Raw genomic sequence first — 19,698 nt, 5'->3', positions numbered from 1 at the left:
TCACTGCCCGCGCGTCACAGCGCCAGCGTCGCCACCAGGTCGTTCGCGTCGGCCTGGGTGATGCGCGCTTGCACGAAATCACCCGGCTTGGCGGTCCCGTCGGTGAGCACGACCTTGCCGTCGATCCCCGGCGCCTGCCCCTCGTGGCGGCCCTCCAGGAGGAACTCGCTCTCGTCGGACTCGCCGTCGATCATCACCTCGATGACCTCGTCGATCATCTCCTCGTGGCGCTCCTGACGGATCTCCTCTTGCAGCTCCATCAGCGCCAGGCGGCGCTCCTCGGCCAGCTCGGGCGACACGCGGGTCGGCAGCAGCGCCGACGGCGTCCCGTCCTCGCGCGACCACGGGAACACGCCGAGGTGATCGATCGTCCCCTCCTCGACGAACTGGTAGAGCCGCTGGAACGCGGCCTCCGTCTCGCCGGGGTGGCCGACCAGCATGGTCGTGCGCAGCCAGATGTAGGGCGACTGCGCCCGCAGCTTCTCGACCAGGTTGCGCACGACCTTCTCGGTGTAGCCGCGGCGCATCTTCTTGAGCACGTCGGTGTCGACGTGCTGCAGCGGCACGTCGAGGTAGGTGGCGATCTTCGGCTCGCCGGCGATCATCGTCAGCAGCTCGTCGCGCACCGTGGTGGGGAACGCGTAGTGCAGGCGGATCCACCGCAGATCCTTGACGCCGCACAGCCCGCTGAGCAGCTGCTCGATGTTGCGCGGGTCTTCGAGGTCGGTGCCGTAGGTGGTGAGGTCCTGGGCGACCAGGCAGATCTCGCGGGTGCCCTGTTCGGCCAGCTGCTCGGCCTCGCGGACGATGCTGTCGATCGTGCGGCTGCGCTGCGGCCCGCGCAGCTTGGGGATGATGCAGAAGGCGCACGGTCGGTCGCAGCCCTCGGCGATCTTCACGTACGCGCTGTGCCGCCGCCCGGTGACCTGCCGCGGCGTGGTGTGATCGTACAAATAAGCGCGCCGGCCCAGCGGGCTCACGGCCATGCGCGGGGCCTGCTCGGCGAGCACCTGCGCCAGGCCGAGCTGGTCGGCCGAGCCGAGGAAGTTGTCGACCTCGGGCATCTCGTCGGCCAGCTCCTTCGGGTAGCGCTGGCTCAGGCAGCCGGCGACCACCAGGCGCTTGGCCTCGCCCTGGGCCTTGACCTGCGCCAGCTCGAGGATGGTTTCGATCGACTCCTTCTTGGCCTCTTCGATGAAGCCGCAGGTGTTGACCACCAGCGTGTCGGCGTCCTCGGGCGAGTCGACGAGAGTGTGCCCCTGGTCGCGCACGACGCCGAGCATGACTTCCGTATCGACCTGGTTCTTGGGACAGCCAAGCGAGACGAAGTAGACCTTCTTCGGCGCGGGCGCGGACATCGGGGCAAGAGAGCACGCGCGACCGTTGGGGTCAACGCCGGCCGCTCAAGACCTTGCGCACGCCCGGTCGCCTCACATCTGCTTCGGGCAGGCGCCGCCGGCCTTCTCCAGGCCCGCCGCCCGCAGCTCGCGCCCGGTCGGCCCGTCCCCGAGCAGCGCCCGCCGCCCCGCGCCGTGACCGGCGCCCAGCACGTCGCGCAGGTAGGCCTCGTAGTTGAACGTGTCCGAGTGCTCCGCCGTGTGGCAGCCGAGGCACACGTCGACCGCGGCCTCGCGGCGGATGCCGAACGCCTTGCCCGCCTTCTCCGGCGTCTCCGCGTGGATGCTGCCGGGCCCGTGGCAGACCTCGCACTGCACGTCCTCGAGACCAGCGACCTCGACCACCTCCGAACCACCCGGCTGGCGGAACCCGGTCACGTGGCAGCCCACGCACGACAGGTCGAACTGCTTGTTCACCTTCACCAGCGTGTCGTAGGCCCCCGCGTGGCGCGTCGAGGCCCAGTGCTCCTCGGCCTTGTCGTGGCACGCGCCGCACTGCTCGCCGCCGATGTAGCTCGCCTGGCCCTTCGCCGGCGGCGGCGGCTTCACGCCCGCGAACCGCTGCTGGTTCTGCGTCGCCACCCACGCGTCGTAGCTGTGCAGCGCCTCGGCGCCGGCCGCGTCGACCGGCAGCTTGCAGGTGATCTTCTGCTGCTCGAACGTGACGGCCACCGCGCCCGAGGGCGCCGCGTCGCCGGCCATCGCCGTCGCCAGCGCCGCGCGCTCCTGCTCGAGCCGCGCGATGTACCCGGCGTCGGCGGCCGGATCGGCGCGGAACTTGGCCAGCCGCGCGTCGAGCCGCTCGAGCTCCTTGGCCTGCGCGGCGGCCGACGGCTGGATCTTCCACGCGTCCGGCCCGGGCATCGCCGCGAGCGCCGACGGGTCGATCGACAGCCGCACGCGCGTCAGCGTCTGCGCCTGGTCGCCCGGCTCCAGCACCCAGCCGTGGCCCACGCGGGTCGCCGGAGCGCCCAGCCGCGCCTTCTCGGTGCCTTCGGGGATGCCCGTCACCACGATGTCCGCCCCCGGCACGCCCTCTGCGACCTCGACGGCCGCCGCGCGCGTCCCGTGGACCAGCACGATCACCACGTCGGCCCCGGCCGCGCGCATCGCCGCGACCTCGCGCTTGGCGGCGCTGGTGGTCGGCTCGAGCGGCCCGAGCGACTTGATCGCCTCCGGGCTCGTCTCGTGCACCGCCGTCACGCCGAGCTGCAGCGCCGGCTTGCCGTCGGCCCCGGGGATGTCGACCACGCGGTGCGGCACCACCCCGAGCGCGTCGAACGCCCGGCTGTTGGCGAGCACGCGCGGCAGCGGCCAGCGCTTGAGCGCCTCCTGCGCAAGCGGACTGGACAAATCATTGGCACCGACGCCGGACACCAGAGAGCCGCCCAGCGAGGCGAATCGCTCCTGGAGCGCGCCGGCCCGCTGATACGCTTGCGCCCACGCCGCCTCGTCGTGCGGCGCCTCGGGCCCCTTGGGGTCGGGGATGAGGAGTCCACCTGGCTCGACGACCAGGCGCCGCTGCGGATCGATGTCGTGCCCGAGATACCCGAACACGTACTGCAGCCCGCCCAGCGGCTCGGTCGTGCAGCCGCACGGCGCCACGGCCCCCATCACCCTGGCGAACGCCACGAGGTCGAGCGTCAACCGCGGCGGGGCGGCGGGCGGCTCCACGGGGCCGGTCTTGGTCGGTCCGGAGCCGGCGGGTCCGCAGGTCGCACAGGCCAGGATGGCCGAAGTCACGAGCGCGGTGAGCCCGGCGAGCGCGCGGGGGCGGGGCCCGAAGGCGGCGCGGAGAGGGAGATCGGCATGGTCGCGGGGGCGGAGATCTTAGATCGCGCCGCCGGCGGCGCCGCTCGGCAGCAGGGGACATTGCGCACGCCCGCTCCTGCCGCACCGGCTTTGCCTGCCCGCTGGGCCGAGGTATACGCCTCCGCCAACAGCGTCGCCCCGGGCCTTCACCTTTGGCGCGCAAGCGACTTGACCCGCGCACGGCGAGCCGTTTAGGCTTCGCACCCTTTCGCCTCCGGCGCACAAGCTCCAGCAAAGCACGCAGTCATGGCCGTCAAGATCAGGCTCGCCCGCATGGGCTCCAAGAAGCGTCCCTACTACCGCATCGTCGCCGCCGACGCCCGCAGCCCGCGCGACGGTCGCTTCCTCGAGCGCCTCGGGACCTACGACCCGCACGCCGAGTCGGTCGTCCTCAACGCGCCGCGAGTCGCGTACTGGGAGAGCCAGGGCGCGACCCCCACGGACACCGTCGAGCGCCTCCTCCGTCGCGCGCGCAACATCGCCGCCGGCAAGGCCCCGGGCCGCCAAGCCGAAGACCAAGAAGACCGAGAAGAAGTAAGCCGCTCGGCTCGCTTCTATCCTCTGGTCCGTCGTCCTCGCGCCTCGCCCCGTCGCGCCCGCAGGAGCCGCGACGGTGCTACACCCCCCGGAGGCACCCATGCCCGCAGCGTCCGCGAACATCTCCCTCAAGGACCTCGTCGAGTTCCTCGCGCGTGCCCTCGTCGATCGCCCCGACGAGGTCCACGTCGCCGAGATCGCCGGCGAGCAGACCGTGGTGCTCGAGCTCCGCGTCGCCCGTGACGACCTCGGCAAGGTCATCGGCAAGCAGGGTCGCACCGTCAAGGCGATGCGCGCCCTCCTGAGCGCCGCCTCGGCCAAGCTCCGCAAGCGCGCCGACCTCGAGATCCTCGAGTAGCCGGAGCCGCCGTGTCTGGCCGCTCCGCCGCGATCGCCGTCGCCGAGGTCTCCGCGCCGCACGGCGTCCGCGGCCGCTCGCTTCCACCTCTACGACCCCGACTCGCGCGCGCTGAGGCGCGGCCTGCGGGTCGAGCTCCGGCCGCCGACCAGCCCGGAAGGACATGCCCGATCGGACATGTCCTTTCGGATCCTCGCCGTCGAGCCCGTCCCCGGCAAGCCGTCCGTACGCGTGCAGCTGTCCGGCGTCGACGACCGCGACCACGCCGAGCGGCTGCGCGGCTGTGAGGTATGGGTCGCCCGCGCCGATCTCCCGGCGCTGGCGGAGGATGAGTTCTACCTCACCGACGCGATCGGCCTCCCCGTCGAGCGCGAGCTCGCCGACGGTCGCACTCAGGCGCTCGGCCGCGTCGCCGGCGTGACCAGCAACGGCGTGCAAGATCTGCTCGAGGTCGAGTGGACTCGCCCTGACGGTCGCCGCGACACCTGGCTGCTGCCCGTGCTGCCGCAATTCATCGCCGATCTCGACGGCGAGCGCCTGCGCGTCGACCTGCCGCTCGGCCTTTTGCCCGACGCCCTCGAGGAGGGCGGAGAGGCGCCGTGAGCGGCCAGGCCTTCGAGGTCTTCACCCTGTTCCCCGACGCTGTCGCCGGCTTCCTCCGCGGCGGCCTGGTCGGCAAGGCCGTGGCGCGCGAGCTCGTCAGCATCCACTGCACCGACTACCGCGAGTTCGCCACCGACCGCTACCGCACCGTCGACGACTCACCGTACGGCGGCGGCCCGGGCATGGTGATGAAGATCGAGCCGGTCGTCGCGGCGCTCGAGCACGTCACCGCGCTGCGCGGGCCGATGCACCGGATCCTCCTGACCCCGGCCGGCCCGCGCTTCGACCAGCGGGTCGCCGAGCGGCTCGCCGCGGTCCCGCGGATCGGCCTCCTGTGCGGCCGCTACGAGGGCATCGACGACCGCGTCCGCGAGCACTTCGTCGACGAGTGCCTGTCGCTCGGCGACTTCGTCCTCAACGGCGGCGAGGTCGCGGCGCTGGCGATCATCGAGGCCGTCGCCCGCCTGCGCGAGGGCGTGCTCGGCAACCCCGAGTCGGCCGCGCGCGACAGCTTCTCGCTTCAGGACATGTCTTCAGGGGCAGGTTCCGAAGACCACGGCGCCTGGCTCGAGCACCCGCACTTCACCCGCCCGCCCGAGTTCCGCGGCCACGGCGTGCCCGAGGTGTTGCTCGCGGGCGATCACGCGGACGTCGCCCGGTGGCGCCGCGAGCAGGCCTGGCGCCGCACCTGGGCCCTGCGCCCCGATCTGCGGCCGCAGCGGACGCTGCCTGCCGAGGCGCCGCTGTACCTCGTGGCCCACTTCGGGCAGGACGCGAAGGACATGTCCGAAAGGGCAGGCTTGATCGCAGCGCTCGCCGCAGCGGCCCGTGAAGGCGGCGCCGAGCTGCGAGTCGTCGCGCCGGGCCACCGCGTGCCCGAGGCCGCCGGCGTTCCCCGCGCAGCCCAGTTCCGGAGCCTCAAAGATCTCGCCCGCGAGCTCCGCCGTCGCCACGGCGCCGCGCCGCGGCTGGTCGCTCTCGGTCCGGCCGACGACCTGCCGCTCGCCCGCGGAGCCGCGCCGCTGCTCGATCTGCTCGCGGCTTCGGGAGCGGGAGATCTCTCAGCGCCGCTGGTGCTGGTGCTGCCGTGCGAGACCGCGGGAGATCTCGCACGATCGGCCGCGAACCCGCCGCAGGGCCGCTCTGCGCCGTCTTCTGAGCCCGCCAAGGGCCTCGAGGCGGCGTTTTCGCCAGCGTCGACGCTCGCCTCGGGACTTGCAGAAACGCCCTCGATGAAAGACTCTTCCGGCCCCCAGCCGGTGGAAGCGGCAGCGCATCTTGTCGCCATCGCACTGGCTGACCTCAAGTCCCGCCGCTCCACGAATCCTTCGGAGCTCCGCCATGAGCAACAGTAACCCGTTGATTGAAGCGATCGAGGCCTCCTACAAGCGGAGCGATGTTCCCGAGTTCCGTCCCGGCGACACCATCCGCGTCCACGCGAAGATCTCCGAAGGCGGCAAGGATCGCATCCAGGTCTTCCAGGGCGTCTGCATTCACCGCAAGCGTGGCGGCGGCCGCGGCTCCTTCACCGTCCGGAAGATCTCCCACGGTGTCGGCGTCGAGCGCGTGTGGGCGGTCAACTCGCCCCGCGTCGTGAAGGTCGAGCTCGTCAGCCGCGGCAAGGTCCGCAAGGCCAAGCTCTACTACCTGCGCAACCTCAGCGGCAACGCTGCCCGCATTCGCGCCCGCCTCGGCGGTTACGCCAACGAGCTGCTCACCTCGGGCAGCGAGTCGAGCGAGCCCCAGGGCGACTGAGCCCCGATGCCCGCGCCACCCTCCACTCGGGTGCGCGGCCAACTGGCGGAGGATCGGGCCGCGCGCTTCCTCGAGGCGCGCGGCCTCCTCGTCGTCGACCGCAACGTCCGCGCCGGTGGTGTGGAGCTCGACTTGGTCGGGCTCATCCCAGCCGGCGTGGACGATCGCGTCGACACATATGTCGTCGTGGAGGTCCGCAGCCGCGAGGACGATCGCGCCGGACTCCCGGAGGAGACCGTCGACCCTCGCAAGCAGGCTCGACTGCGCCGAGGCGCGGCTGCCTGGCTGGTCGGTCGCGACCTGTGGGAGACGGTGGCTGTCCGCTTCGACGTCGTCAGCGTGCTGATCGCTGCGAGCGACGACTCTTCGGACGACTAAGCGCGAAGGCCCCGCGGATCACCTGGATCCCCGGGGCCTTCGAAGCCGACCGTACGCCGTGAGGCTAGGCGCCGGTGGTGTCGGCCGGCGGCGGCGCGGGCGTCATCTCGTCCTCGCAGATCGGCTTGCCGTTCTGGTCGGTCGGAAGCGCAGCGCACTCGGTGGCGAGCATGTCGACGGTGCCCTGCGAGAGGTCGTCGTTGCACACGCACAGCTTCTGGCAGCAGAACTCGCCGAGCTTCTGGATCTGCACGCAGCTGAAGCCGGCCTCGCAGTTGGACTCCTGGGCGAGGACTTGCTTGCCGATGCCGCCGTCCTGGCAGTCGGTGTCGGACGAGCAGGTCTTCGAGCACATCGAGCGCTCGAGCACGTACGTCGACGCGAGCACGCACTTCGACTCGACGCACTGGAAGCGGGCCTTGCCGTCGTCGTTGGCCGCGTTGCACATCTCGTTGGTGGTGCAGGGCGCGGTCGGCGGGTCCTTTTCGTCGGCGTAGACGCAGAGGAGGTCGTTGCAGCTCAGGGCCGGGAAGGTCACGACCTTGTCGGCCGGCGGGTCGACGTCGCCATGATTGCAGGGCGCGCCGACATCGCCCTTCGGACAGGCGGCGAGGAGCGGCACGAGGAGCAGGGCGCCCAACGCGTTGGCGACGGTGCGCAAGAGAGCAGGCGTGCGAGTGACTTGCATGTGGCGTCTCAGTCTTGGCGGCCGAACAGGTTTCCCATCGTACACTGCCGGACCATAGGGTCAAGCGCCGCGAAACGGCGTAGAAGCCCTACGCGCCGACCTGGGCGGCGCTCTGGCGTGACAATCCCGGCCAGGCGCGACCGATCTCGTCCGCCCGCGCCCCACGGTCCGCGTCGGCGTCGCCCCGAGCGCGCTGGCCGTTCGCGCGGGAAACGGCGCGCACGGGCCTTTGGGCCGCGACTGCCGGTGGTCCCGGCACCCCGGTGGCTCGCGGGCGGCGAACGCTGCTCGGCGGCGAAATCCGGGATCTGCAGGTGGGCGATCTCCACCTGGCCCGTCCATCTCGCCCATGCGTCGTTTGAAGCGCGAGGCCGTGTAAAAAATCACGAAACAGCTCGAAGCCCAGGCCGGAATTCTCGCAAGTCGAACGGAACCTCCGCAGATCGGCGGAAGCTGGGCCCCGTTGCAGGTCGGCGAGCGGTTCCCCGGCGCCGGGGTGTGTAGCCCGGGTCAGGGCCGCTGTCGGGTCGCTGCGCGAAAACCTCCGCGGCCCTCGGCTTCTTCCTTTCCGTGCGCTTGTCCCTCCCAAACCCGTCGCGGCTGGCTCTTGCGGCTGTGAGCGCGCCGCTGGTATCGTCCGAAAACCCCTATGAAGGCCCGCAGTGCGCCGCGCAGGTCCACCTACCCTGGCCTGCAACTTTGTGATTGAGGGTCTGCTCTCGGATCGCCGAAACTCCGCACGCTGAGGACGCATCGACCGCATGAAATCGCTCCGCCAACTGACGTCCACCACTCTTCTCAGTCTTTGCGCCACGTGGGCCCTGTACGCGGCGCCGGCTGTGGCCGGTCCCCGCCCCCGCCTCCGGCCAAGGGCGGCCCGGCCGTTCCGCCGCCGTCCGGTGGCCCGGCCGTCCCGCCGCCGTCGGGCGGCCCGGTGGCTGCACCCAGCAACCCTGACGGCGCGGCCACGGGCGTGCTGGCCGAAGCCGAGGACAAGTACAAGGCCGAGGATTACCAGGGCGCTGCGGTCATCTTCCACGCGGTCGCCAGCGGCAAGACCCCGGGCGACAAGTCGCGCGCCCAGTTCTGGCTGGGCAAGTCGCTGTACAAGCTGCAGTACTACGCCGTCTCGCTGGCCGTCTTCAGCGAGATCGTGACGGCGGGCCCGAGCCACCCGTACCACAAGCTCACGCTGCCGTGGCTCGCGTCGCTGAGCCGCGAGCTGCCCGAAGGTGCAGGCGTGCTCGAGAAGGTCGGTACGTACAAGGCGACCGAGCTCGAGGACTCGGCCTTCGACGAGGTGCGCGACGAGCTGTACTACCTGCTCGGCCGCTTCAACTACCAGAAGGGCGACCTCGGGCAGGCGATCGCGCTGCTCGGCCAGGTGCCGGACAACAGCGACTACTACATCCCGGCGCAGTTCTTCCTCGGCGTCGCCGAGACGCGCGAGTTCCACGGGCCGCAGGCGGTCGAGGCGTTCAAGAACGTCCTCCGCAAGAACATCTCCCTCAAGGAGCTGTGGGCCAAGGACAAGAAGAAGCGCAAGAAGGAAGCCAAGGCCAAGGCCAAGCTCGCCAAGAAGAACAAGAAGAAGCAGCTCGCCGGCGAGGTCGAGGAGCTGAGCTTCGAGGAGGAGATGCAGCGCTACGAGGAGCGGGCCAACCTCGCTCTCGGCTACATCTTCTACCAGGTCGGCAAGTACGACACGGCGCTGAAGTACTACGACAAATTCCGCTCGAGTCGCCCTACTGGCTCGACTCGATCCTCGCGTCGTCGTGGACGGAGTTCCGCCTGGTCGAGGTCGAGCCGGAGCAGGCGAACATCCACTACCAGCGCACGCTCGGGTACATCCACACGCTCAACGCGCCGTTCTTCTACGACTACCTGTACCCCGAGTCGATCATCCTCAAGGCGGTCACGTACTACTTCAACTGCCGCTACCAGCCCGCGAAGCTGTCGATCGAGGAGTTCAACCGCAAGTACCCGAAGACCCGCGACGACCTCAAGGACCTGCTCGCCAAGGCGCCCGAGGACTTCGCGCTGTTCGACCTCAGCGTGAAGATCCGCAACAGCGAGTCGAAGCTCGACCCGTTCGTCGAGGAGGTCGCCCAGAAGTCGCTGCAGGACAAGACGCTCGAGAAGAACTACGCGTTCGTCAACGAGATCGTGCGCGAGCAGGGTCAGCTCGAGGACGCCAAGTCGGACTTCAAGGGCAGCCCGCTCGCCGAGCAGATCACGGAGACGCTCGACGGCTTGCTCTCGCTGGGCAAGGAGTCGACCGGCGCCCTCGCGCGCAACCGGTTGATGCAGCAGATCCAGCAGATCAACGACCTCGAGCGCGAGGCGATCAAGATCGAGTACGAGATCTTGAACCGCATCAAGGCCGGTGACTCCGGCGCGGCGACCGAGCGCCGTCCCGTTCGACCGAAGGTCGACGCGGAGCACGAGATCTACAACTACAACGGCGAGTACTGGAAGGACGAGCTCGGTTACTACAACTACAAGGTTACTAGCCGCTGCAAGGAGGAGTAGCCGCGGCGGCGCCGGCGAGGTCATGCGCGCGACCTCGCCGGCGTTTGACAAGAGCCAGCAACAAGGCCGGGTCCCGTGGACCCGCCCATCTGAGGTGAGAGGTCCATGAAGCCACACAGCCATCCCCGCAAGTTTCGCAAGCTGAACATCCTGAGCGGCGTCGGTCTCGCGGTGGTCGTCTTCGCCGCCGCGGCTCCTGCCAGCGCGCAGGCCCCGGCGGAGGGCGGCGCCGAGGCGAACAGTGCCGTCAAGTACAACCGCAAGTCGGGCAAGGTCCGCACCAAGGACACGCTCGACACGAAGTTCAAGGAAGAGAAAGAGCGGCAGGAGAAGGAGACCAAGCGCCGCGTCGACATGATGGAGGGTGCGGAGTTCGCCAAGAAGCGCGCCGCGGTCGCCCAGGAGATCGCCGACACGCAGATCGAGCAGCTCAAGCGCCTCCTCAACGCGACCGACAAGTCTCACCCGGACTACCCGGACCTGCTGTACCGCCTCTCGGACCACTTCCTCGAGAAGAAGGCGTACTTCGAGACCCAGTCCGGCGCCCTCTACGACCCGATCTTCCAGGCGGAGGAGGCCAAGCAGAAGGGCAAGGCGGACCAGCTCAAGGCCAAGCAGGCCAAGTTCGAAGCGCAGTCCAAGGCTGCCAGCGAGCAGGCGGTCAAGCTGTACAAGGCCCTCGTCACGGACCCCAGCCTCAGCAAGTACAAGCGCCTCGACGAGGCCCTGTACTTCTACGCGTTCGAGCTCGGCCAGCTCAAGCGCGAGCAGGAGATGAAGGACGCGTACATCCGGCTGATCCAGGACTACCCGAACAGCCAGTACATCCCCAACGCGTACCTCAGCTTCGCCGACTACTACTTCGGCCAGAGCAAGATCGGCGACGCCCTCCAGCTGTACGAGAAGGTCATCACCTTCAAGGACAGCCCGGTCTACGCCTACGCCCTCTACAAGATGGCGTGGTGCCACCTGAACCCGGTCGGCACCGCGGACCCGCGCTACGACCTCAGCCTCGACTTCTTCGTCAAGACGATCACCGCGACCCTCGAGGGCCGCGCCGGCAGCGAGGCCAACGCCAGGCAGCTGCGCCGCGACGCCCGTCGCGACCTCGTCCGCGCCTTCGTCATGGCCGGCAAGCCGTCCAAGGCGTGGGAGTTCTTCCAGAAGGTCGGCGACGGCCCGAAGGAAGACGAGAACATGTCCCGCAAGATGATGGAGCTGCTCGCAGTCCAGTACTTCGGGCAGGGCATGTACACCGAGTCGACGTACACCTACCACAAGCTGCAGGAGCTGTTCCCGGACGATCCGCAGACCTGTGAGTGGCAGGGCCGCGTCGTCATCAACGCGCTGGCGACCGACAACAAGGAGGTCCAGTGGACCGAGACGGCGCGCCTGGGCGAGTACTGGGACAAGTTCAAGAACGGCTCGCAGAAGGAGGCCGTCAAGCGCAAGTGCCGAGACGAGACGCTCGACACGATGAAGCAGATGGCCACCGTGTGGCACGACGAGGCCGAGAAGACCAAGAACGAGGCCACGTACACGCTCGCGGAGAAGGCCTACGAGGGCTTCCTCAAGACCTTCCCGAAGGACAAGGACTCGTACGAGATCCAGATGTACTACGCGGAGCTCCTGTGGGCCCGCGCCAGCTCGCTCATCGGTGACAAGAAGACCAAGCCGGACGGCCTCACCAAGTTCCGCCGCGCGCACGACGAGTTCGTGAAGGTCCTCGAGATCAACCCCGAGGGCAAGTTCACCCAGGACGCCGCCTACGCGCAGATGCTGGCGATGAAGAACGCCCTCGAGTACGACGAGACGGGCGGTCAGGCCAAGTCCTGCAAGACGAACGCCGAAGGTCTTTGCGTCTACAAGGAAAAAGAGAAGAAGAAGAAGACCAAGGCCGACGAGAACACCAAGGTCGATCAGAGTCAGTCGTACCCGGAGTCCGAGTACTCCGAGGACGAGAAGAAGATGATCGAGGCGTACGACATCTACCAGAAGTACGTCAAAGACCCGAAGGACCCCGAGCTGCCCAAGATCGTCTACCACCGGGCGAAGCTCATGATGATGCACAACAAGTTCCAGGAGGCGCGCCCGCTCCTGGAAGAGATGGTCGTCAAGTTCGACGGCTCCATCTACGCCGCGTGGTGCTCCGAGATGCTCCTCGACATTCTGACGATCCGCTGGATCGACAAGAATCTGACGCCCGAGGAGGCGATCAAGGCATCCGACGACCTCGAGACGTGGTCGAAGAAGATGCAGAAGATGAAGGTCTACACGCATCCGGAGGCCGACGAGCTCAAGGAGGCGATCCCGCGGCTGCTGGCCGGCATCGGCTGGAAGAAGGGCATGACCTACCTCGAGGCGGGCCGGAAGGGTGACCCGGACGGCTACCGCAAGTGCGCCGAGCAGTTCGTCGGCATCTACAACGAGTACGGCGACGCCCACGAGAAGGCCTCGACGCTGATCTGGAACGCGGCCGAGTGCTACGAGGCGGCCTTCCTGCTCGGTCAGTCGGTCCGCTTCCGCAAGATCCTGCTCGAGAAGTTCCCGAACAGCGAGCACTACCAGAAGACGCTGTCGAACCTGGCCGGCAACTACCAGGCCATCGCGATGTACGACAAGGCCGCGCAGCACATGGAGCTGTACGCGGAGAAGTACATCAAGGACAAGCAGTCGCCCGACTACCTGCGCAACGCCTACCTGTTCCGCCTCGGCCTCGGCCAGGACGAGCAGGCCAGCGCCGACCTGTCGAAGTACGAGGGTCTCTACCGCAAGGACAATCCCGAGCTCGCCGCCAAGATCTTCTGGTCGAAGCACGACATCCTCAAGACCGAGGAAGAGAAGCTCAAGCACGCCGAGGAGTACCTCAAGATCTACGGCAAGAACGGCGGCCTCGACCGTCGCATCGTCGCCGAGGCCTCCATCGGCCAGATCTTGTGGCGCCAGTCGTGCGCGGAGGGCCTGCTCTACGACTCGTGCATCACCATCAAGCGCAAGAAGGCGCAGGCCGGTGACAAGGCCCGCGCCGCCGCCGAGGCGCTGAAGAAGAAGGTCAAGAAGGGCGCCGAGAAGAAGGGCGCCGCCGCTTCGTCGACCAAGAAGCAGGAGATCCCGGAGTACTGCGGCTCGGCCACCTCCGGCATCATCACGGTCCACTCCCGCAACAAGAAGAAGGCGGACGAGGCCCAGAAGTACTTCGACAGCGTCCTCAAGCTGGCGAAGAGCAAGATCAACGTGCCCGAGGACGACCGCGACCGGCGCGAGGACTTCGCCAACGCCGTCGCCATGGCCGGCGTGTACAAGGCCGACCGCGGCTACGAGGAGTATCTCAAGATCGAGATGCCGGGCGGCCTGAGCTTCTTCGTCGAAGAGTGGAAGAAGGACGCCGGCCTGCCGAAGTGGGAGAAGGAGTACAAGGAGCAGGTAGCGAAGAAGGAAGACTCGACCAAGCGCTTCCTCGAGTTCTACGAGAAGAAGACCAAGCAGGGTCAGGCGCTGCAGCAGCAGTACGACGGCATCGTGAATGCCAAGCAGAGCCCGTACTGGATGCTCGCCGCCGCCGCCCGCTCGGCCATGGTCTCGCAGAACTACGCCGACCAGCTCTACCGCGCCGAGGTGCCGAAGGAGTTCAAGACCGAGGATCAGGCCTACGCCTTCTGCGACGAGCTCGGCGATCGCGCCCAGCCGATCCAGGAGGACGCGGTCAAGAAGTTCTCGTTCTGCCTCGAGCGGTCGACGACCTTCCAGTTCTTCAACGAGTTCTCTCGTCTGTGCGAGGAGGAGCTCCAGCAGCGCGAGCCGGACAAGTACCCGGCGACCGAGGAGCTCTTCGGCGTCTCGCAGTACACGGCGAGCCGTCCCGACCGCGTCGACGTGCAGCTCGACCTCGAGGGTGAGAAGCGCAAGCCGAGCGTCGGCGCCGCGGCGGAGAAGCCCGCGGAGAAGCCCGCGGAGAAGACCGACGACGGCGACGAGGACAGCGAGTGAGGCCGGCCGGAGCCAGCAAAGGAGCGACCACCATGCGTAACCTGATCAAGATCGCAAGCATCGGCGCCCTGGCTGTCGCAATGACGGCCTGCGGAAAGAACAAGACCGGCACCGAGACCCCGGGCGGCGGCGGTGGCGGCGGCGGCGGCGGCCCGAGCGGGCCGGCGCCGGCCGAGGCCTCCAAGGAGGCCAAGAACGACTTCGCCGAGGCCGTGAAGACCTACAACGCGGCCAAGAGCGACGGCAAGCTGAGCGGCGACGAGTGCGAGCGCGTCGCGGGCAACTTCCAGAAGGTCTACAAGACCCACGGCGTGCAGATGGCCCTCGCGCAGTTCAACTCGGGCGTCGTCTACGAGGAGTGCGGCCAGGCCGACAAGGCCGAGGGCATCTACGCCCAGCTCATCTCCCAGGCGCCCAAGTTCGACCTCGCCTACAACAACCTCGGCGTCATCTACTGGAAGAAGGGCCAGGAGTCGAAGGCCCTCGACATGTTCAAGAAGGGCGTCGAGGCCAACAAGCTGTCGGCCCGCGCCGCCCGCAACAACGTCGCCGGCCTGCTGCGCAACCAGTACGTCGGCAACACCGACGCCAACGCCTTCAACGAGGCGGAGAAGTCGATCCAGGGCGTGCTCGCGCTCGACTCGGGCAACCAGGCCGCCTACGAGAACCTCGCGCGCATCTACTACGACCGCGGTCACAGCAAGGACAAGTCGTACCTGGTGCTCGCGAACCTCGTGGTGACCCAGGGCGTCCGCGTGCTCAAGAACGAGAGCCGCGAGTCCGCCGACCTGTACAACATCCAGGGCCTGCTCCTGCTCGAGCGTCAGGACCAGGTCAACGCCCTCAAGGCGTTCAAGGAGGCGGTGCGGGTCGAGGCGAACCACGTCGAGGCGAACCTCAACATCGGCTTCATCTCGATCCGCTTCCGCGACTACGCCACCGCGGAGAAGGCGTTCGAGATCGCGCTGAAGGACTCGCGTCAGGCCAAGAACACCGAGGCGCACCTCGCTCTCGGCGTGGCGCAGCGCGGCCTGAAGAAGTTCAAGGAGGCCGAGGCCTCCTACAACAAGGCGCTCAAGCTGAACGCCTCCGATCCGCGCCCGCTCTACAACCTCGGCGTGCTGTACCAGGACCACATCAGCACCCAGGACACGGTGGACACGGCGCAGAACGAGAAGCTCATCAACGTCGCCAAGGGCCACTACAACAAGTTCATCGAGACGGTGAAGAGCGACAAGAAGTGGACCCAGCAGGTCCTGCTGGCCAAGGACCGCATCGCCACCATCGATGAGACCATCGCCTTCAACCGCGTCTCCGAGGAGATGATGAAGAAGGCCAAGGAGCTCGAGGCGCAGGCGAAGAAGCAGGAAGAGGAAGAGCGCAAGCGACTCCTCGAGCTCGAGAAGCAGGCCGAGGCCGCCGAGTCCGCGGGCAGCGCTCCGGCTGCAGGCGCAGCGCCCGCCGCCGGCGCGACGCCTCCCAAGTAATCGGGAGCTCGTCATCCGCGCATGAGGGGCGGCCGGACGGCCGCCCCTTTGTTTGGTCCCCGTTCGCCCGCGGGCGGAGCGATCTCGCAGCCGGAGCCGTCTCCTCCCTCGTTCGCGCTCGCTGGCCGCCGCATCACAATGGCCGGGCGTTTACAAGGCTGGCCGGGGCGAGGTATGGTGCGTGAAGGTCCCAGGGGGACCGCTCCACGAGGTTTCATCATGCGGCTCGCTCTGATCACTCTGCTGACCACGCTCTTCGCCTCGACCACCGCCTTCGCGGCTCCGGCCAGCGACCAGGACGCCGACACTTCGGCCAACAAGGGCAAGGGCGGCAGCGGCACCACGGTCTACGACTTCGACGACGACAACGTCGACGGCGAACTGCTCTCGCCCGAAGGCGCCAACATCGCCTCCCGTGGCCGCACCAAGCACGCCAGCCTCATCACCATCCGGCCGCACTTCATCCCCGAGCTCATCAAGATGGCCAACGATGTGTGATCCGGGCCCTGCGTCCGTGCCTTCACTCACGTTTCTTTTTTGAACAATCCCCGGAACCCGGGAACCGCCACCGCAGCCCGCTGTCTCTGCCCGCGCAATCCGCCGGACCGAGGACCGACCATGTCCACCAAGACGCTCGCTATCAAAGTCTTTTACGGCGATCAGCTCGTCGACACCCAGACGCTGACGCAGGATGTCATCAAGATTGGCAAGCTGAAGAGCAGCCACGTTTGCCTGGATGACGAGGCCGTGGCCCGCATGCACGCCGTGATCGAGGTGTCCGGCGAAGAGGTGCGGGTGATCGATCTCGGGAGCGCGGCGGGCACCGTGCTCAACGGCCAGCGGATCGACAAGAACGCGGTGCTGCACGACGGCGACGCCCTGAACTTCGGGCCGTACCGGCTCGAGGTCGGCTTCGCCAAGCAGCAGGTCGCGGCTGCGCCGGCGCCGGCGCAGGTGGCCGCGCCGGTGGCCGTGGCGGCGGCCGCGGTGGCGGCGGCTCCGCTCGCGGCGGCGCCGATGGCGACGCGGGCCCCGATCCAGATCGACCTCAGCGAGGTCGAGGTTCAGAGCGGCTCGCGGGTGGCCGAGGTCGTGGCGATGTACGGCTCGACGGTGCTCGACGTGCAGCACGTCGGCCAGCGAAGAACCGCAAGTCGCAGGCGCCGCTCTTCCTCGCCATTGGCGGAGTGATGCTGGCCGCCGGCACGGCGGTGTTCTTCAGCGACGTGAACCAGGACTGGCCGGGCTACGGCAAGCGGGTCCAGGAGTCGATCGAGCAGGGCACGCCGCGCCCGACCCCGCCCGGAAACGGCCTGGCGGCGATCGGCATGTTGCTGGCGATCGCGGGCCTCGTGCCGTTCAGCATGGGCCTCATCCGCACCGGCGACTACGTCAACAAGAACTTCACGATCGGCGAGGGCCACGGCGCGTCGTTCCACGTGCCGCCGGCCGGCCTGCCCGAGCCCAACGGCTTCCCGCTGGTCCGCGGCAGCGACCACGAGTTCGCGCTCAACTTCACGCAGAACATGAGCGGCGAGGTCACCTTCGACGGCCAGACGATCACGCTGCAGCAGCTGGTCGCCACCGGCCGCGCGGGCTCGCAGGGCTCGTCGTTCAGCTTCCCGCTGCCGCCCGGAGCGACGGCGCGGGTCAAGTACCAGGACGTCACCTTCTACGTGAACTCGGTCGCGCCGGGCGCGGTGATCAAGGGCGGCAGCGAGACCGACAAGCCGTTCTGGATCTACAACGGCGCGTCGTTCGTGGTCATCGGCAGCCTGCTGGTGCTCACGCACCTGATCCCCAACGAGGCCGGCAACCTGAGCCTCGACGAGATGATGGAAGAGAACCGCTTCGTCGGTTACCTCAACCAGCCCGACAAGCCGCCGGAGGAGGAGGAGCCGCCGCCGGAGGACATGGAGAACTCCGACGACGAGGCCGGCGGCACCGGTCAGCGTCACAAGGGCGAGGAGGGCAAGATGGGCAAGCCCACCTCGAAGACCAAGTCGGGCCTCTACGCCATGAAGGGCCCGAAGGACGCCATCCCGCAGATGGCCCGTAACTTCGACCCCGACATGGCCGCGCGCCAGGCCGGCATCCTCGGGGTGATGAGCGCCGAGAGCGGCCACTTCCTCGCCTCGCCGTACGGCGGCGCGTTCGCGGTCGGCAACGACGACGCGGACGTGTGGGGCGGCCTCACCGGCACGGAGATCGGCGAGGCGTACGGCGTCGGCGGCCTCGGCCTGGTCGGCACCGGCCGCGGCGGCGGCGGCACCGGCGAGGGCACGATCGGCCTCGGCAACACGGGCCTCATCGGCAAGGGCGGCGGCGGCGGCACGGGCTCCGGCTACGGCCGTGGCGCCGGCGCCGGCTTCGGCGGCCGCGGCACCCGCGTCCCGACGGTCCGTCAGGCCAAGGCCGAGGTCCAGGGCGCGCTCGACAAGGACATCATCCGCCGCATCGTCCGCGCGCACATCAACGAGGTCCGCTACTGCTACAACCAGGCCCTCGCCCGCGACCCCAACGCCAAGGGCCGCGTCGCCGTCCAGTTCACCATCGGCGGCACCGGCAAGGTGCCCACCGCGGTGGTCCAGGAGAGCACGATGAAGGACCCGGCGGTCGGCTCCTGCATCGCCCAGGCGGTCAAGCGCTGGACCTTCCCCAAGCCCGAAGGCGGCGGCTCGGTCATCGTCTCGTACCCGTTCGTCCTCGAGCCGGGTTGATCTGAGTTGATCCGTGAGGCTGTCCCGAAGGACAGCATGTCTCGAAGGCCAGGAGGCCCGGCGCACGCCGGGCCTTCGGCGTTCGAGGACCTGCTGCGCTCCTGGAGATCTGTCGACGAGATCGCCCGGCGCCCGCAGCGGGCTCGCGTCAACTCACAACACCCATTGCTGGGCACGGCAGCCCGTTCGGCGAGGTTCGGCGCAGACGGCGCGTTTTCGCCCCCGACATCGGCGGCACCTCGCGAGGGCCGAGAAACGGCGCGAACGATCGCGCCGACGTGCAACCTTGTCACCAGATGCCCCGCCCGTTATCATCCGCACGCGATCCGGAAAGGTCTCTGATGCGTCGTCTCTCCCCTCTGGCCGCTCTTGTCGTCTCCTGCGCTGTCCTCCTCCCGGCCTGCAACGGCCTGGCGAGCCGTAACCGAGTCCAGGCGATCAATCGGATGAACGAAGGCATCCAACTGTTCGACCGCAACAACACCGCCGGCGCCGAGAAGGCGATCCAGGACGCCATTCAGCTCGACTCGACCTACGCGGCCGCGCATCACACTCTGGGCCAGATCTACAAGAAGCAGAACAAGCTGGTCGACGCCGAGAAGGCGTTCACGGGCGCGATCGACAACATGAAGGCCGAGCCGCAGGCCGAGTACTGGTACGACCTCGGCGCCGTGCAGCAGGCGCAGGGCGAGGCTGACGGCGTGTCGTCGTCGGAGCGCGAGACCAAGTTCAACGCCGCGATCAACTCGTTCCAAGAGGCGTTGAAGCTCGACCCGAAGATGTACCGCGCCCATTACCGCACCGGCGTGCTGTACGAGAAGCTCGACCAGCCCGAGAAGGCCGACTCCGCCTACCGCAAGACCATCGAGATCAAGCCCAGCTACAGCCCGGCGTTCGTCTCGCTCGGCAACATGTACATCGACTACGGCTTCGCCAACGTGGCGATGGCGGTGCTCGATACCGGCGCGCAGATCAACGACAAGGACGCGCGCATGTGGAACGGCCTCGGCCGTGCGCACTTCGAGCTCGGCCAGATGAAAGAGGCCATCGACGCCTACACGAAGGCCAAGGCCATCGATCCGGACGGCGCCGACGCGCTCTACGGCCTCGGCATGGCCTACGCCGAGCTCCGCCAGCGCAAGGAAGCCAAAGAGAACCTCGAGCTGTTCCTGGGCAAGGCCGGCGACGCCCGTCCCGACCTCATCAAGGCGGCGCGCGACACGGTCGCTCGCATGCAGGACGTCATCTGAGCCCGACACCGACGGTATCCGTGAGGCCAGGGCCCCGCGGGCCGTCGAGGGCTGCTCGCTACCTCGACTTACGCGGCCCACCAGGCCCGACCTACCATCAGTTACCCCGCGGCTCGCCGCGGGTGTCCCCCGTCGTGCGCACGGTGGGCCTACTCGGCCTGCCTGCGTTGAATCGTTCCGGACGCGTTGAACGC

General features: G+C 68.3%; 15 protein-coding genes and 2 pseudogenes. 14 read left to right on the top strand and 3 right to left on the bottom strand.

What is annotated here, in order from left to right; translation table 11 throughout:
• Positions 1-14 precede the first annotated feature (14 nt).
• Positions 15-1,358: a 30S ribosomal protein S12 methylthiotransferase RimO gene (gene rimO, locus OV079_RS33075; protein WP_267773201.1), complete on the bottom strand. Its 1,344-nt coding sequence runs from the start codon at positions 1,356-1,358 to the stop codon at positions 15-17.
• A 72-nt stretch (positions 1,359-1,430) separates the two neighbouring features.
• Entirely contained in the window at positions 1,431-3,140 is a 1,710-nt protein-coding gene (locus tag OV079_RS56415) for a multiheme c-type cytochrome (RefSeq protein ID WP_267773199.1), read from the bottom strand.
• 315 nt (positions 3,141-3,455) lie between these two features.
• Between OV079_RS56415 and rpsP the strand changes: the two are divergent.
• The 6 genes and pseudogenes from rpsP to OV079_RS33040 form a co-directional block, all read left to right on the top strand.
• Positions 3,456-3,728, top strand: a pseudogene (gene rpsP, locus OV079_RS33065) (30S ribosomal protein S16); the annotation flags it as partial.
• 118 nt (positions 3,729-3,846) lie between these two features.
• Positions 3,847-4,104, top strand: a complete 258-nt coding sequence (locus OV079_RS33060; RefSeq protein ID WP_096329709.1) for a KH domain-containing protein — start codon at positions 3,847-3,849, stop codon at positions 4,102-4,104.
• Between the two features lie 177 nt (positions 4,105-4,281).
• Entirely contained in the window at positions 4,282-4,707 is a 426-nt protein-coding gene (rimM, locus tag OV079_RS33055; RefSeq protein ID WP_267773197.1) for a ribosome maturation factor RimM, read from the top strand.
• Positions 4,704-5,462, top strand: a pseudogene (trmD, locus tag OV079_RS58985) (tRNA (guanosine(37)-N1)-methyltransferase TrmD); the annotation flags it as partial. The gene rimM and the pseudogene trmD, both read left to right, overlap by 4 nt.
• A 586-nt stretch (positions 5,463-6,048) precedes the next feature.
• Positions 6,049-6,462: a 50S ribosomal protein L19 gene (gene rplS / locus OV079_RS33045; RefSeq protein WP_267773196.1), complete on the top strand. Its 414-nt coding sequence runs from the start codon at positions 6,049-6,051 to the stop codon at positions 6,460-6,462.
• A 30-nt stretch (positions 6,463-6,492) separates the two neighbouring features.
• The gene (locus OV079_RS33040; RefSeq protein ID WP_267773195.1) at positions 6,493-6,840 is read left to right on the top strand and encodes a YraN family protein; all 348 of its coding nucleotides are present in this window, start codon (positions 6,493-6,495) and stop codon (positions 6,838-6,840) included.
• Positions 6,841-6,904: 64 nt separating this feature from the next.
• Here the strand turns inward: OV079_RS33040 and OV079_RS33035 are convergent, their stop codons facing one another.
• Positions 6,905-7,528: a hypothetical protein gene (locus tag OV079_RS33035; RefSeq protein WP_267773194.1), complete on the bottom strand. Its 624-nt coding sequence runs from the start codon at positions 7,526-7,528 to the stop codon at positions 6,905-6,907.
• Positions 7,529-8,462: 934 nt separating this feature from the next.
• Between OV079_RS33035 and OV079_RS33030 the strand changes: the two genes are divergently transcribed.
• The 8 genes from OV079_RS33030 to OV079_RS32995 all read left to right on the top strand — a co-directional run bounded on the left by OV079_RS33030 (position 8,463) and on the right by OV079_RS32995 (position 19,504).
• Complete coding sequence (locus tag OV079_RS33030) at positions 8,463-9,587, top strand: tetratricopeptide repeat protein (RefSeq protein WP_267773193.1); 1,125 nt, start codon at positions 8,463-8,465, stop codon at positions 9,585-9,587.
• Entirely contained in the window at positions 9,584-10,060 is a 477-nt protein-coding gene (locus OV079_RS33025; protein WP_267773192.1) for a hypothetical protein, read from the top strand. The genes OV079_RS33030 and OV079_RS33025 overlap by 4 nt, the downstream gene beginning before the upstream one ends.
• 105 nt (positions 10,061-10,165) lie before the next feature.
• Positions 10,166-14,047: a tetratricopeptide repeat protein gene (locus OV079_RS33020; RefSeq protein WP_267773190.1), complete on the top strand. Its 3,882-nt coding sequence runs from the start codon at positions 10,166-10,168 to the stop codon at positions 14,045-14,047.
• A 32-nt stretch (positions 14,048-14,079) separates the two neighbouring features.
• Entirely contained in the window at positions 14,080-15,534 is a 1,455-nt protein-coding gene (locus OV079_RS33015) for a tetratricopeptide repeat protein (protein WP_267773189.1), read from the top strand.
• Between the two features lie 219 nt (positions 15,535-15,753).
• On the top strand, positions 15,754-16,032 hold the full coding sequence (locus OV079_RS33010; RefSeq protein WP_267773187.1) for a hypothetical protein: 279 nt from the start codon (positions 15,754-15,756) through the stop codon (positions 16,030-16,032).
• A 120-nt stretch (positions 16,033-16,152) separates the two neighbouring features.
• On the top strand, positions 16,153-16,725 hold the full coding sequence (locus OV079_RS33005) for an FHA domain-containing protein (protein ID WP_267773186.1): 573 nt from the start codon (positions 16,153-16,155) through the stop codon (positions 16,723-16,725).
• Complete coding sequence (locus OV079_RS33000; protein ID WP_267773185.1) at positions 16,725-18,254, top strand: AgmX/PglI C-terminal domain-containing protein; 1,530 nt, start codon at positions 16,725-16,727, stop codon at positions 18,252-18,254. Before OV079_RS33005 ends, OV079_RS33000 begins: the two co-directional genes overlap by 1 nt.
• Before the next feature lie 446 nt (positions 18,255-18,700).
• Positions 18,701-19,504 carry a tetratricopeptide repeat protein gene (locus OV079_RS32995; RefSeq protein WP_267773184.1) on the top strand — a complete coding sequence of 268 codons (804 nt, stop codon included), beginning with the start codon at positions 18,701-18,703 and terminating at the stop codon, positions 19,502-19,504.
• Positions 19,505-19,698 lie beyond the last annotated feature (194 nt).

This window comes from Nannocystis pusilla (assembly GCF_026626665.1).
In the GTDB taxonomy this organism is placed as follows: Bacteria; Myxococcota_A; Polyangia; order Nannocystales; family Nannocystaceae; genus Nannocystis; species Nannocystis pusilla.
This window is presented reverse-complemented; position numbering and strand designations above follow the sequence as displayed.

What these genes read in the sequence shown, in the direction of transcription:
- rimO (WP_267773201.1), bottom strand. Translation starts at nt 1,358, where the DNA reads ATGTCCGCGCCCGCGCCGAAGAAGGTCTACTTCGTCTCGCTTGGCTGT.
- OV079_RS33060 (WP_096329709.1), top strand. Translation starts at nt 3,847, where the DNA reads ATGCCCGCAGCGTCCGCGAACATCTCCCTCAAGGACCTCGTCGAGTTC.
- rimM (WP_267773197.1), top strand. Translation starts at nt 4,282, where the DNA reads ATGTCCTTTCGGATCCTCGCCGTCGAGCCCGTCCCCGGCAAGCCGTCC.
- rplS (WP_267773196.1), top strand. Translation starts at nt 6,049, where the DNA reads ATGAGCAACAGTAACCCGTTGATTGAAGCGATCGAGGCCTCCTACAAG.
- OV079_RS33035 (WP_267773194.1), bottom strand. Translation starts at nt 7,528, where the DNA reads ATGCAAGTCACTCGCACGCCTGCTCTCTTGCGCACCGTCGCCAACGCG.
- OV079_RS33020 (WP_267773190.1), top strand. Translation starts at nt 10,166, where the DNA reads ATGAAGCCACACAGCCATCCCCGCAAGTTTCGCAAGCTGAACATCCTG.
- OV079_RS33015 (WP_267773189.1), top strand. Translation starts at nt 14,080, where the DNA reads ATGCGTAACCTGATCAAGATCGCAAGCATCGGCGCCCTGGCTGTCGCA.
- OV079_RS33010 (WP_267773187.1), top strand. Translation starts at nt 15,754, where the DNA reads ATGCGGCTCGCTCTGATCACTCTGCTGACCACGCTCTTCGCCTCGACC.
- OV079_RS33005 (WP_267773186.1), top strand. Translation starts at nt 16,153, where the DNA reads ATGTCCACCAAGACGCTCGCTATCAAAGTCTTTTACGGCGATCAGCTC.
- OV079_RS33000 (WP_267773185.1), top strand. Translation starts at nt 16,725, where the DNA reads ATGCTGGCCGCCGGCACGGCGGTGTTCTTCAGCGACGTGAACCAGGAC.
- OV079_RS32995 (WP_267773184.1), top strand. Translation starts at nt 18,701, where the DNA reads ATGAACGAAGGCATCCAACTGTTCGACCGCAACAACACCGCCGGCGCC.